8 protein-coding genes and 1 pseudogene are annotated in these 13,520 nt (G+C 61.5%); 5 read left to right on the forward strand and 4 right to left on the reverse strand.

Annotation, left to right across the window (positions count from 1 at the left end):
• Window positions 1-204: 204 nt before the first annotated feature.
• Window positions 205-2,388 carry an acyltransferase family protein gene (locus ASG92_RS23415; protein WP_056634194.1) on the reverse strand — a complete coding sequence of 728 codons (2,184 nt, stop codon included), beginning with the start codon at window positions 2,386-2,388 and terminating at the stop codon, window positions 205-207.
• Window positions 2,389-2,702: 314 nt separating this feature from the next.
• Here ASG92_RS23415 and ASG92_RS23420 point away from each other — a divergent pair.
• A pseudogene (locus tag ASG92_RS23420) lies at window positions 2,703-3,703 on the forward strand (IS481 family transposase).
• Between the two features lie 141 nt (window positions 3,704-3,844).
• Here the strand turns inward: ASG92_RS23420 and ASG92_RS23425 are convergent.
• From ASG92_RS23425 to pdhA, 3 genes are read right to left on the reverse strand one after another with little or no spacing between them, the layout of a single operon-like run.
• Complete coding sequence (locus ASG92_RS23425; protein WP_056634196.1) at window positions 3,845-5,428, reverse strand: dihydrolipoamide acetyltransferase family protein; 1,584 nt, start codon at window positions 5,426-5,428, stop codon at window positions 3,845-3,847.
• A gap of 4 nt (window positions 5,429-5,432) precedes the next feature.
• Window positions 5,433-6,536, reverse strand: coding sequence for an alpha-ketoacid dehydrogenase subunit beta (locus tag ASG92_RS23430; RefSeq protein ID WP_056634199.1), 1,104 nt, complete (start codon window positions 6,534-6,536; stop codon window positions 5,433-5,435).
• Window positions 6,533-7,795, reverse strand: coding sequence for a pyruvate dehydrogenase (acetyl-transferring) E1 component subunit alpha (gene pdhA, locus ASG92_RS23435; protein WP_056634203.1), 1,263 nt, complete (start codon window positions 7,793-7,795; stop codon window positions 6,533-6,535). The genes ASG92_RS23430 and pdhA overlap by 4 nt, the downstream gene beginning before the upstream one ends.
• A gap of 159 nt (window positions 7,796-7,954) precedes the next feature.
• Here pdhA and ASG92_RS23440 point away from each other — a divergent pair, with 159 nt between their 5' ends.
• The 4 genes from ASG92_RS23440 (at window position 7,955) to ASG92_RS23455 (ending at window position 12,634) form a co-directional block, all read left to right on the forward strand.
• A complete protein-coding gene (locus ASG92_RS23440) occupies window positions 7,955-8,419 on the forward strand; it encodes an Lrp/AsnC family transcriptional regulator (RefSeq protein ID WP_056634206.1) in 465 nt (154 codons plus the stop codon).
• Window positions 8,420-8,639: 220 nt separating this feature from the next.
• Window positions 8,640-10,181, forward strand: a complete 1,542-nt coding sequence (locus ASG92_RS23445) for a polysaccharide biosynthesis tyrosine autokinase (protein ID WP_240987272.1) — start codon at window positions 8,640-8,642, stop codon at window positions 10,179-10,181.
• Window positions 10,182-10,392: 211 nt separating this feature from the next.
• Entirely contained in the window at window positions 10,393-11,724 is a 1,332-nt protein-coding gene (locus ASG92_RS23450; protein ID WP_056634211.1) for an oligosaccharide flippase family protein, read from the forward strand.
• Window positions 11,725-12,040: 316 nt separating this feature from the next.
• Window positions 12,041-12,634 carry a hypothetical protein gene (locus tag ASG92_RS23455; protein WP_056634214.1) on the forward strand — a complete coding sequence of 198 codons (594 nt, stop codon included), beginning with the start codon at window positions 12,041-12,043 and terminating at the stop codon, window positions 12,632-12,634.
• Window positions 12,635-13,520: the final 886 nt, after the last annotated feature.

Here is a 13,520-nt window from a genome sequence, read left to right on the forward strand (position 1 = left end):
AAGGGCGTCCTGCTCAAGCGTCTCATGCCTGCACCGCAGCCGGGACTTGCCAGGCGTCTTGTCTCACCGGCTGCGCTTGGCGGAGTCATTCGGGTGGGAGCGCGCCGGGCAAACAGCCGGACCGTTCATCAGTTCGGCGGCGACGGGCTGAGACGGTGCAATCAAGTTCCCCATGCCCTAACGGTAACTGCGCGCTTACACGGACTACGAAGACGGGAGCTTCGACTCCAAGGCGTCCGCCAGGACCGGACCCAAGGATTTCGCGAACACGCCGGTCAAGTGGCTCGCGTCAATGCGCACTGGGTTGTTCCCGATGAAGCTAGGGCATTTGTCCGCCACACAGAACCAGCTCGTGGTATCCACGTAAGCCATCCTGGCACTGGAAGCAGCTGTCACCGCCTCCGTTGCAGCCCGGTCAATCATCTTTCGGAAATCGCCCACTGTGCTGACGCAGTCTGCCGGTGAGCTCAACTTAGTGGCACACTCGGTCAGGCTCTTTCCACCCTGTGGCGCGGAAAGCATGACGAACGACGAAGCAGCTGGCAATTCATTCAAAAACAGGGTTCCGCCGCTTTTCCAAGCCGTTGCCACCTCTTGGGGGGATTTGCCCTCCAGTCCGGCGATGTCCTCGAATGCGTTGGCCATGATGATTAGGTCAGGTTGCAGGCTGGCGAGCTTGTCTTTGGTCCAGGCGCGGTGAGAGTTGCAGTCTGCCGCGTGCTCGCTCCTCAGCTCTGTCACGAAGGCTGGGCATCCGCTCAGGGTCAGCATCTGGATACGATAGCCCTTGGGTTCGAGGGCGGCCCGGATCGCGGGCATCCAGCTGGCCGCGATGCTGTCTCCGACGACCGCTGCCGTCTTTTTTGCCTTCAGGGGTCCGTAGGCGCAATTGCCGAAGTTGTCGTCGCTGACGGAAAGACATCCGTCCTTGACGATTTCAGGGGCCCAAGACGATTCCCCGAGCCCATCGAGAGTGGGTGTCAGTTCCGGCCACGCTGTGGCGGACAGTGCTGCAGAGACCTTGCCGGAGAGAACTTCTCCCGGGCCTTTTGCGGTAGCCGCGAGGGAGGCGCCCGGCTTTGGTGCGCTGGCAGCAGCCGTCACCCCGGCTCGTGCGGAGCCCGAGTACTGGAAGAGAGACGCGGCGACAACGCCCGCAGTCGCTACCGCCAAAATGCCCAGCGCTGTGTACTGCAAGCGGCCAGATCCGAAAGGCGAACTACGTCGTTGCTCACGGTTTCGTCGGGCCGCATCCGCGCTCTCGAGCCAGCCCGAGTCGAGCACAGGTTTTTCAACTAGGTGGTAAGCGGCAGAGGCCAACGCAACGGTAAGGAAAATGGCGGCGGCGAAATACAACGGGGAAGACGGATCGATCACGGCGCCCAACAGCACGATGACCGGGAAATGCCACAAGTACAGCGAATATGAGATCGCACCGACGTACCCCGTCCCCTTGTTAGTGAGGGGCCACATGAAACGCTGCCGCCCTCCAGTGCCGGCCAGAATCACCAGAGCAGTGGCGAGGACGGGAGCGGCTGCCCAAGGTGCAGGAAAGGCCATATCGGCATTGATGGTCATCATCGACCAGACAATCCCGGCCATGCCAACCCAGCCGAGGGCAGGACGGAGGCGCGAGGGAATACGGCTAAAGGCCCCTGCGAAGACCGCGATCAGGGCGCCGATACCCAGTTCCCATGCCCGCGAAAAGGTGGAGAAGTAGGCGACCGTTGGGCTCGTCTTCGTTTCAAGGACAGCCCAAACAAATGAGGCCGCGACGATAATGACCATCGCGATTGCAACCGCTCGGTGGGCTTTCTTCTGGTCCCATTTGGTGGACTTGCCGCCGAGCGTGAAAATCAGCAGGATGAGCCAAGGCCAAACGAAGTAGAACTGTTCCTCCACTGCGAGTGACCAGAAGTGCTGGAGCGGCGACACGGGTCCGCCAGCCTGGAAGTAATCCGTGCCGATGGATGCGAAGTGCCAGTTGGCGGAGAATACGAACGCCCAGAGTGCATCCCACGCTGTCTGGCTGGCCCGGTTCATTGTGAATAGGGCGAAGGCGACGGCCGCGGTAGCGGCTAGAACTGTTGCCGCGGCTGGCATAATGCGCCGGATCCTACGCCGGTAAAAGCCGTTGAAGGAGATCGTTCCCGTTCGGTCGTGCTCGCGCAGCAGCAACCCTGTAATGAGGAAGCCCGAGATCACAAAGAACACATCCACGCCCACGAAACCGCCGCTGGGCCAGTGCAGGAGGTGGTCAAAAAAGACCGCAACTACTGCCAGGGCTCGAAGCCCCTGGATATCAGCACGCTTTCCTGAGCCACCGCCAGATGAGGGCTTCAACGCCGGATCCGAGACATGCCGAGTGGTCAGCGTCGATTGCGCCATGATTCCCCCATATGAGACTTAAAGATGCAAGCCGATTCTACAGGGCCAAAAAAACCGGTTAAGTCCCTAACCCAAATCGTCGTCGGTGAGTTCGCTGGCCTCGATCTTTCTTGGCTGTGCGGCTGTATCGCCGAAATCTCGGAAATTGCTCATTGTTTCTAGTTGCCCGCAGCCCTAAGTCCGGCGGCGCCTAACGCACGGCTAAATGTACTAACCCGGCACCTTAGTGACACGGGGATGGATTTGACGCAATAGGAGGACCTCCGGGTGTTGTGCGGTGCTTGTCGAGAGCAAACACAATCCAGGAGGTCCTCGTGTCTCACCGTAACGCTTTTTTGGCCTTTTCGGGGCGTCTGCAGCTGGCCCGGTGCGTTGTGGTTGGCGGGTGGCCGTTGCGCCGGGCCTCTGAACGGTTCAGCGTCTCTGTACCGACGGCTGCGCGCTGGTCGCGGCGGTATCGGGAATCGGGCGAAGCGGGGCTGGAGGACCGCACAAGGAGGCCGGCGACGTGCCCGCACCGGAGCCCAGTGCGGACAGAACGGTGGGGTCTGCGCGTGAGCAGGCGATGGGGGCCGGCCCGAATCGCTTACCACCTGCATCTGAACATCTCCACGGTCCACTGGATCCTGACCCGCTACCTGTGCCCGCCGCTGCGGTTCCCGGACCCGGCTACCGGGACCAGAATCCGCGGCCGGGACCGGGCCCGCCGGTATGAATACGCCTGGCCCGGAGAAATGGTCCACGTCGATGTCAAGAAACTCGGGCGAATCCCCAACGGAGGCGGTCACCGGGTCCAGGGACGGGTGCTGGGTAAAGCGAACTCCCGCTCCAGGAACCTGGCCGAAGGCCGCCGCACGGACCGAGGGCAGATCAGGGGCTACTCCTTCATCCACCACGCCGTCGACGATCATTCCCGGTACGTCTACTCCGAGATCCTGCCGGATGAAACCAAAGAGACCGCCGCGGCATTCATGCGCAACGCCATCACCGCTTTCGCCGCCCACGGAGTTGAAATCCGCAGGGTTTTGACCGACAACGGAGCATGCTACCGTTCCCGGGCATTCGCCGCGTTCCTGGCCGAAGTCGGCATCAGCCACAAACGCACCAGACCCTACCGGCCTCAGACCAACCGCAAGGTCGAACGCTTCAACCGCATCCTCCTGGAGGAATGGGCCTACCCGCCCCTACACCTCAGAGACCGAACGCCAGGCCTGTTACCTGGACTTCATCGACAACTACAATCACCACAGGCCCCACATTCAAAGGCGCCTCACCCATCAGCCGCGTCACCAACCAATCGGGTCAGTACAGCTAAATGCCCTTCACCAGCTGCACAGGACAGCGACGAAAGCGATTGATTGCGGTCCGCGGCGCAAGTCCTTGAATGACCGCGGCCGCAGTTCAGATCTCGACGGCGGGTCTCTTCTACGACGTCGATTTCTTCGCGGCTGGCGAATCAAATGTCTATGAGCAAGTAACCCGGATTCTCGATGGCGTCAGCAACGTAGCGAAGGAATCCGCCCGCCGTTCCTCCATCGCAGACGCGGTGGTCGAACGTCAGGGTTAGCTCGGTGACCTTGCGTACTGCGAGTCCGCCGTTCACTACCCAGGGCTTGTCGATGATCCGGCCCACGCCCAGGATCGCCACTTCGGGGTAGTTGATGATCGCTGCGGAACCGTCGACGCCGAACACGCCGTAGTTGTTCAGCGTGAAGGTGCCGCCGCCCAGTTCCGCGGGGGTCGCCTTGCCGTCTCGCGCGAGGGCAGTTAGCCGGCGTATCTCCGTATCCAGTTCGCGGGCGCTGAGTTTTTCCGCGTTGCGGACGGACGGGACCACGAGGCCGCGGTCCGTCTGCGCGGCGAACCCAAGGTTGACGCCGTCAAAAGCCACGATCTCTTGCTGTTCGCCTCCCGCGGTGTCCTCGGTGGTGATGATCCGTGTGTTCAGCTCTGGATACTTCCTTAACCCAGCCGTGACAAAACGCGCGATGAACGCCAACAGGCCTGGCGTGCCGTGGGGGTCGGCTTTCTTAAGTCCAGCACGGAGCTCCACCAGGGCAGTCGCGTCAACGTCTACCCATACCGTAGCTTCCGGAATTTCGGCGCGGCTTCGCGCCATGTTGGTGGCGACGGCCTTGCGGACGCCGCGGACAGGCGTGCGGCTGGCGATACCGAGGCCGGTGCGAGGGTCGACGGGGCGAGCGCGGGTTTCGACAGGCTCAACCAGCGGACTTGGCTCAGCCAACGGACGCGGCCTGGTTCCGACGCGCTCAACCTGCGACCGCGGCGGGGTTTCGACAGGCTCAACCAGCGCGGAGCCGGCTGGCTGAACAAGCGGCTTGATTGCTGCTTCGACGTCGCGGCGCATGATCAGCCCGCTGTCCCCTGAGCCCTGGAGGTGCCCGAGGTCGACGCCATGCTCCTTGGCCATGCGACGCACAAGCGGTGAGATCACCGCGCCTAGCTTGCCCGGGACGCGAGTGCGCAGGAGAAGGAGATCGTCTGCGGAGGTGGTGAGTTTGGGTTCCGAGCCCTTGGCCTCGACAAGCTCGACCGGCAGAGTGCGAGTTTCGACAGGCTCGGTTTCGACATGCTCAACCAGCGATGTTGCGCGCCGGGGGCGGGTTCGGCGGACGGTTGCCGTCCCTCCGGGGGTTCCGTAGCCGATCAGGACGTTGCCGGAGCCGGCCTTTTCTTCTTCGCGGTAGGTTTGGGCGGCGGTCTCGACAGGCTCGACCGGCGGGGTGCTGGTTTCGACAGGCTCGGTTTCGACGCCTTGGGTCTCGACAAGCTCGACCAGCGGCGTCACCGAGATCAGGGGCTTGCCGACGTCCAGGGTCTGGCCGGGCTGGCCATGCAGCACGGCGACCGTGCCCGCGTACGGGGACGGGACTTCCACCATGGATTTGGCCGTCTCCACTTCGGCGATGGGCTGGTCCACGCGGATTTCATCGCCCACGGCAACGAGCCAGTTGACGAGCTCGGCTTCGGTGAGGCCTTCGCCCAGGTCCGGCAGCAGGAACACTTTCGTTTCGCTCATCTGATCAGTCTTCCCACTGGAGGTCGTCTACGGCGTCCAGGATGCGGTCCACGCCGGGCAGGTAGTAGTGCTCGAGCTTCGGTGCCGGGTACGGGACGTCGAAGCCCGTGACGCGGCGGATGGGCGCAGCCAGGTAGTGGAAGCAGCGTTCCTGAACCCGCGCCACTATCTCGGAGGACACGGACGCAAATCCGTGCGCCTCGGCGATCACCACGGCGCGGCCGGTCTTTCGGACGGACGCGCACACAGTTTCGTCGTCAAAGGGCACGATCGACCGGACATCGATGACTTCCAAGGAGCGCCCTTCTTCGGCCGCAGCGGCCGCCGCGGCGAGCGCCGTCGGGACAGACGGCCCGTAGGCGATTAGCGTGGCGTCGGTGCCGGGGCGGGCGACGGCGGCGCGGCCTTCAGTGGAAGTCCCGGATTTGGCGTTCGCGGCGTGCTGGTCGCGGAGGGCTTCGAGGTCCACCATGTCCTTGGACCAGTAGAGCTTCTTGGGTTCCATGAACATGACGGGATCATCCGAGTCGATGGCCTCGCGGAGCATCCGGTATGCGTCGGCCACGGTGGCCGGGGCGTAGACCTTCAGGCCCGCGGTGTGGGCGTAGTAGGACTCGGAGGAATCGCAGTGGTGCTCCACTCCCCCGATGCCGCCGGCGTAGGGAACGCGAATGACCATGGGCAGCTTGAGGGCGCCCTTGGTGCGGTTGTGCATCTTGGCCACGTGGCTGACGATCTGCTGGAAGGCCGGGTAGGCGAAGGCGTCGAACTGCATCTCGATGACCGGGCGCATGCCGTTCATGGCCATGCCGACGGCCATCCCTACGATGCCGGACTCGGCCAGCGGCGTGTCGAAGCAGCGCTGCTCGCCGAAGGTCTTGGTCAGTCCGTCGGTGATGCGGAAGACGCCGCCCAGCATGCCGACGTCCTCGCCGAAGACCAGGACGGATTTGTCGGCGTGCATGGCGTCGGCCATGGCGGTGTTCAGGGCCTTGGCCATGGTGACGGGCTGCGGTCCGGTCGCTTCCGCGGCGGCCGCGGCCGTGGCGGCTGCCCGGGCTGTGGCGGAACTGACGTTGCCGTTGACTGCTGACGTGGCGGTGCTCATTTTGCGGACTCCGGGTTGGTTGAAGCGCCGGCGCTGGCGTCGCGGGCCAGTTCGTCGGCCAGCAGGGCGGACTGTTCCTTGAGCTGCGGGGTGGGGGTGGAGAAGACATACCGGAAGAGATCCTGCGGGTCCACCGGGACGTCCTCGTTGAGGCCGTTGCGCAGCTGCGTGGCAACTGCTTCCGCCTTCTCCGCGATCCGGGACTCGCCGTCGCCGTCCAGCAGCCCCTTGTCCGTCAGGTAGGTCCTCATCCGCGTCAGCGGATCCCGGGCCACCCATTGGGCCACTTCGCTGTCCTGGCGGTAGCGGGTGGCGTCGTCCGCGTTGGTGTGCGCCTGCATGCGGTAGGTGTGGGCCTCGACCAGGAGCGGGCCGGAGCCCTCGCGGGCGAGCTTGACGGCGCGGTCCAGCACGGCGAGAAGCGCGACGACGTCGTTGCCGTCCACGCGTTCGCCGGCCATGCCGTATCCCACAGCCTTGTGGGCGAGCGACGGCGCCACGGACTGGTGGGCCAGCGGCACCGAGATGGCGTACTGGTTGTTCTGCACGAAGAAGACGACGGGCAGGTGGAAGACGGCGGCGAAGTTCAGGGCCTCGTGGAAGTCGCCTTCGCTGGTGGCGCCGTCGCCGCACATGGCCAGGACGACGGTGTCCTCGCCGCGCAGCTTGGCGGCGTGGGCGACGCCGACGGCGTGGAGCAGCTGGGTGGTGAGCGGCGTGCACTGGATGCCGACCTTGTGTTTGGCTGGGTCATAGCCGCTGTGCCAGTCGCCGCGGAAGAGGGTCATGGTCTGCACCGGGTCAACGCCGCGGGTCATGACGGCCACGGAGTCCCGGTAGGTGGGGAACAGCCAATCGCCCTCCGAAAGGCAGAGGGCCGCCGCGACCTGGCAGGCCTCCTGGCCGTGGCTGGAGGGGTAGACGGCCATGCGGCCCTGCCGAACCAGGGCGGAATTCTGGTCATTGACACGCCGGCCGACGACCAGCTGCTCGTAGGCGGCGAGCAGTTCCTCGTCGCCGGGCACCGGGTACTCGTGTCCTGGCTCGGCACCCTGTTCGGAGTGCGGCTTCAGGTTGCCGTCCTGGTCCACCATCTGGATCTGGTGGCGGGCGGGCAGCATGTAGTCCTCAGCCGTTATGCCGAATTTGCGCACCGCCTCGGCAACGGGGCCTTCGGTGCGGGGCTCCTCGATGGGGTCCGGCGACTGCCGGCCCTGCGCCGTCTGACCGGGCGCAGCGTGGTCCGCGGAGATCGTCATTGGTCCGTCCTTCTGTAGCCACTATTCACTTTAAGTATGGTCCCGGACGATGTTTCGTATCCAGCCCCGCTGCGAATCGTGGAGAAGTACGGCAGGTTCCCCTATTCTGAAAGACAAATCGTAACTATGAGCTGGATTACCGACAGGGGTTGTAGACAAATGGCTGGAGCGGAGCCTGAGCAGGTGGCGGTGCCGCTGGACGACGTGGACCGCAACATCATCGCCGAGCTGACACGGGACGGGCGGATGTCCGTGACGCAGGTGGCCGAGAACGTCCACATCTCGCGCGCGCATGCCTACACGCGGATCGCCCGGCTGACCGGCGAGGGCGTGCTGACCAAGTTCACCGCCCTCGTGGACCCGATTAAGGCAGGGCTGAAATCATCCGCCTACGTGACGCTGAAGGTGCGGCAGCATTCCTGGCGCGAGCTCCGGGAACTGCTGCGGGCGATCCCCGAAGTGCACCACATTGCGCTGGTAGGCGGGGATTTCGACGTCATCCTGCTGGTGCGGGCAGTGGATAACGTGGACCTGCGGAGGGTGATTTTTGATCAGCTGCAGTCCATGCCTGGAGTGCTGGACACGCAGACGTTTTTGGTTTTTGAGGATGTGGATACGCGGTAGCTGTCATCTCCAGCTGCCACCCTAGTGATCAACACAACGCTTCGGAGACCACGAACCTTCAGCGATGGTCCTTCCTTTGTGTCCTAGCGAACAAAAGACAATACGGCACGTCCCAATGTAGATCACGTTTCTCTGCAACTTCACGGTTAATTCTCTGAAGATCCCTCCGGGTAGAATCGTCTCGGCGGCTCACACCTTGCTGCCCTGTTGGCATGCTCTAATGAGCAGCCTCCAGCCATCGACAGGGGGACTGGCCTTGGACTTACGCGACACGATTCGCATACTTCGCCGGAATTGGATCTTAATAGCCGCCGTAAGTTTGGTGGGCCTCCTTCTCGGTGGTGCATTTTCAATGTTGACTAAGCCGACTTACACGGCGGAAACCCAACTCTTTGTGGCAATTCAGGGATCGGGCTCCATACAAGAGCTCCAGCAGGGCAACAATTTTGGACAGGCTCGGGTCCAGTCGTATGTGAAGACGATCGGCACGCCTGTCGTACTGCAGCCGGCAATCGATTCATTGGGTCTAGACGTCACGGCCGACGAACTCGCCGGTCAGGTGAAGGCCACCACGGACGTGGACACTGTCTTGATCTCGATCGCCGTGTCCGATCACTCGCCGGTTCAGGCGGCCGCCATCGCTCAAGCAGTCGCAGATAGCTTGATTAAGGCCGTGGATTCGCTTGAGAAGCCGAAGACTGGCGGCGCCTCTCCGGTGAGCTTGTCGATTATCAAACCGGCCACGGCCCCGCTGACCCCGTCAGCACCCAACACTCGCCTCAATCTTTTGTTGGGTCTGATAGCAGGCCTCGGTTTGGGCATCGGTAGTGCGCTATTACGAGGAACGCTCGACAACAGAATTCGGGGCGAAGCTGACCTGAGGCGTGTGACGGACGCGCCTTTGCTCGGTGGTGTCTCCTTTGAACCGGATGCGATGAAGAAGCCGCTTCTCACGCAGGCCCCTCCCCAGAGCCCGCGTGCAGAGGCCTTCCGCCGGCTCAGAACAAACCTGCAGTTTGCAAACGTTTCCGGGCAAGCAAGGACTGTTCTAGTAACGTCTTCCCTCCCAGGCGAAGGGAAAACAACGACCGCAACAAACCTTGCAATCGCGCTTGCGCAGGCCGGCCAGGCAGTGTGCCTCATTGATGCTGACCTCCGCCGCCCGATGGTGAGTGACTACCTCGGTCTGGAGAGGAACGCCGGGCTCACCACGGCGTTGCTTGGCGCGGCCGACGTAAACGATCTCCTGCAACCCTGGGGAGAAGACAACTTGTTCGTTCTGACGTCAGGTCAGGTTCCGCCGAATCCAAGCGAACTGCTTGGATCGGACGAAATGAAGCACTTGATAACGCGGCTGGAACACGCTTTTGACACCGTCGTGGTGGACGCGCCGCCTCTTCTTCCAGTAACGGACGCGGCGGTCCTATCCCAGCACGTCGGCGGTGTCGTTCTCGTCGTCGGATCTCAAAAGCTCAAGCGGCAGGATCTGGAGAAGTCGTTGGAGGCACTCGAGTTGGTCGAAGCCAACCTGCTTGGGGTCGTACTAAACAAGCTCCCGATCAAGGGTCAGGATGCCTACAGTTACAGCTACCACAGCCACGATCAGCAGCAGGCGAGCCAGACGCCGAATAAGCTTCGAGCATCGCTCCGGGGTTCCAGGGACAACTCTGCTGCACAGGGCTCCTCGCCAAGCTCCGATGAGGAGACCAGCAGCGATAGGGCTGCGACTCTCTTTCCTTCATCCCGAATCCACCGCTCATAGCCGTCGTGGGCCACAGTCCTGTCGCAGACAGGCACGTGGCCCACGTTGTGTGGACTCAATGACGCTGCTCAAGTGCCAGTTCTCTTGAATTAACTCAATGGTCCGCCTGACTCTGCGGCCCCCGACCGTCTGTGAAAGAGACTTACATGTCAGAAAAGGGATTTGACAGAGCGTCAAGCTCAACGCGGCTTACCGAGATTTGGGACGGTCAATGACGGACACAAACGACGTTCAGCCCGCGACGGCCGTCGCCCCGTCGACACAGCGACTCGCCAAGCAAATGGTGCTATCTGCGGTGGCAAACCTGGCTCCTCCGGCCGCCGGTTTTGCCGTGGCTCCCGTCTTGGCCCAAGCTCTGGGCGCAGAACAACGTGGGATCGTGGCAGCCGCGACGGCACCTCTGCTTCTGATGACGACCTTGGCGATGTTCGGCATTCCAGAAGCAGTTACCTATCTCATAGCCAGGGATCCATCGAACGCACGACAGGCTCTCAAAAAGGGTTTGCTGCTGCTTGTCGCGGCCGGTCTGGTGGCGACGGGGGCAGTACTCCTGCTGGCCGGACCGCTCTCCGGCAACAATCCGAGGGCCGAAGAGCTCATTCGGATAGCCGCACTCTTCGTGCTCCCGACAACACTCGTTTCGGGAATCAGAGCCCTGCCGCGGGGGCTGCACGAGTGGCATTACGTCAATCTGGAAAAATACATCACATCGGCAACCCGCCTGATTTTCCTCTTCGGCGCCTTCTCAATCGGCGCGCTTTCACCTTTAGGAGCTGTGCTTGTCCTCTCGATGGCCCCCGTCATCGGCGGATTCGCTTTCCTGCGGCCCCTCCTAAGACTGAGAAGCAAAACGAGTTCGCGGCCTGTGGGTCTAAGGGAAATAACGTCCTTTAGCTTGGTAGTCTGGCTTGGATCCGTGTCCGGAATCATATTGGGGAAAATTGACCAGGCCATCATGCTGCCCTTATCAGATGCCAGGCAGCTAGGGTACTACGCGGCTGCGGCTTCAGTTGGTGACGCGGTGCTCGTCATCAACAATGCCGTTCGTGATATCAGTTTTTCCGCTCAATCTTCCGGATCGGATCCGTCTGTCCTGCAACGAAGCGCTCGCATATCTTTTCTGGCGGGGTTGGCCATGTCGTCGGTTATTATTCTTCCGATTCACTTTTGGTTTCCGCTATTGTTCGGCCAAGATTTTGCACCGGCCATTCCGGTCGTCATAATTCTCACTCTGGCAGCGGTCATTGGCATCCCCGGCTCCGTCGCCGGAGCAGGACTGGTCGGCCGAGGCCGGCCCGGAGCCGTGAGCACGTCGCTGATTTTAGCGGCCGCCGTAAACGTTCTTGCAGTCATTGCACTAGTCCCTCCTCTCGGTGCCATCGGAGCCGCCGTCGCGACCCTCGCAGGAAATGTCATCGCGTCCAACCTGAATATTATTGTTCTGAAGCGAATTTATTCGGTCCCCATGATGGGCTTCTATCTAATTCGTCCCAGTGATTTCCGCGCAATTTTGCGCCTTATAAAAAGAGTCGGCAAGAAATAGTGGGCCTCGAAGGTAAAAGGACATTGAAGTGATCAACTTTATGCGAAAAGCACGTAGACTCTATCCACATTTCCGCCGCTGGCTACATATCGCCTCGCTCCAAGCCCAGAATGTCTTTTCCTCGGAGCCGGTGACAGGGGATGGGGTCGTCGTCGTATCCCTCACTACCTACGGGCCCCGCACAGAATTCGTTCACTTAGCCGTTGAGAGTATTGTTCGAGGCACAGTGCGCCCGGGCAGAATTATTTTGTGGCTAGACGAAGCTGACGCTATAGCAAATCCTCCGAAGGCGTTGCTTCGTCTGGCAAGGAGGGGGTTGGAGATCAAGCAGTGCTCCAACTACGGTCCCCATAAGAAGTACTATCCCTACGTGGAGGCACTAACCTCAGAGCGTCTGCCGGAGCCTTTGGTTATCGTCGACGACGACTTCATCTATCCCCATGACTGGCTTCAAAGCCTTCTCGACTCGTACTCGGAGTACCCAGATTCTGTCAGTTGCACGCGGGCGCACGAGTTTCAGATCGACGATACCGCTAGGCCCTATTCTCAGTGGCCGTCTTGTCGGTCGGATCGACCGAGCTTCCAAACTTTTGCGACCGGCGTAGGCGGGGTCCTTTATCCTCCTTCGGTTCAACTTGCCATTAAGTCCTACGGGACGGCCTTCGAGGCCTGCGCCCCAAGAGCGGATGATGTTTGGCTTCACTATGTCGCCATCTCAAATGGCAACAAAATACGCCAGGTTCATCCAATTCCGCTGGATTTGGAATTCAAAATTCTTCCTTTTGGGCAAAAAACTTCACTCCAGGTGGAAAACGTTGGGCTGGCGGCCAACGACAAACAGATCGCCAATACCTATGACGAAAGAGCGTTGGATATTTTGCGAGACGCAGCAGCCCGGTCAGGCGCATGAGTATTTCGCGGTTCCCGTGACGATCGGACTCTGAACTGAAGTCACGATTGTCATGGCGCCCGTTCCCCAACTTAGTCTGGTCCGTCAGAGTCAGGCCCGCGGGCCACGAGCACTGTCATGTTCGAATCTAGGGGCGGGCCGCTTACACCGAGATCCTCGGCTGCTTCCGGCAGGGTTGTCGTCACGTCATGTGCCCAACACAGTGCCAGTCCTTACGCGATCAAGCAGCAAATTTTAGAGCCGAGCACTGTCCAGGGCCCTGCCGACACGATCGATATATGCCTCGCGGCTAAAAACTTCACGCCAAAAACTCCGGATAGATTCATCTTGCCCGTCGGCCCACTCGGCTATTCTCCGCAGCTGGGGCAGGAGCGGCTTGTCCGGGGCGCAGACTTTTATAGCCGGTCCTTTGGTGTACTCAGTCATGCCCCTACTGGGAGTTACTCCAACCGGAAGGCCGCTTTCCAGCGCCCCGACAAGAACCATATGCCCAGCTGCCCGAGTTCCATCGCGCAGAGGCAGAAACGCCACCGTGGCAGTACTCAATAGAGCGCCGAACTCGGACGGACTCAGCCGGCCTGGCCTGCTCACAACGTTTCCGTTTGAAACGGTCTCACCGGCAGACTCTCCCGTGGCTAAGGTGAGCCGGACGGGCTCGTCGCTTGCCAATACTTCCGCCTCAAGGGCCTCAATCATCTGTCGGTCGCGGTCAGACGTCCCGCCTACAAATATGTGCAATTCCGAGGATGGCTGTCTCTCGGGATAATCGAACGTGTTTCCGTACAGAACCGCCGACGCCCGTCCACCGGCAGCGTTCCAAGGACCCGCTTCGGACTCAGAGAGTGTGACCACAGCGGCTTCACCGATGAGGCGTCGCAAGATCTTC

The organism is Arthrobacter sp. Soil736 (genome assembly GCF_001428005.1).
Classification (GTDB): Bacteria; Actinomycetota; Actinomycetes; order Actinomycetales; family Micrococcaceae; genus Arthrobacter.

Bases quoted from the DNA above. Each gene is read 5' to 3' on its own strand.
- ASG92_RS23415 (WP_056634194.1), bottom strand. From the start codon at position 2,388: ATGGCGCAATCGACGCTGACCACTCGGCATGTCTCGGATCCGGCGTTG.
- ASG92_RS23425 (WP_056634196.1), bottom strand. From the start codon at position 5,428: ATGAGCGAAACGAAAGTGTTCCTGCTGCCGGACCTGGGCGAAGGCCTC.
- ASG92_RS23430 (WP_056634199.1), bottom strand. From the start codon at position 6,536: ATGAGCACCGCCACGTCAGCAGTCAACGGCAACGTCAGTTCCGCCACA.
- pdhA (WP_056634203.1), bottom strand. From the start codon at position 7,795: ATGACGATCTCCGCGGACCACGCTGCGCCCGGTCAGACGGCGCAGGGC.
- ASG92_RS23440 (WP_056634206.1), top strand. From the start codon at position 7,955: ATGGCTGGAGCGGAGCCTGAGCAGGTGGCGGTGCCGCTGGACGACGTG.
- ASG92_RS23445 (WP_240987272.1), top strand. From the start codon at position 8,640: ATGAGCAGCCTCCAGCCATCGACAGGGGGACTGGCCTTGGACTTACGC.
- ASG92_RS23450 (WP_056634211.1), top strand. From the start codon at position 10,393: ATGACGGACACAAACGACGTTCAGCCCGCGACGGCCGTCGCCCCGTCG.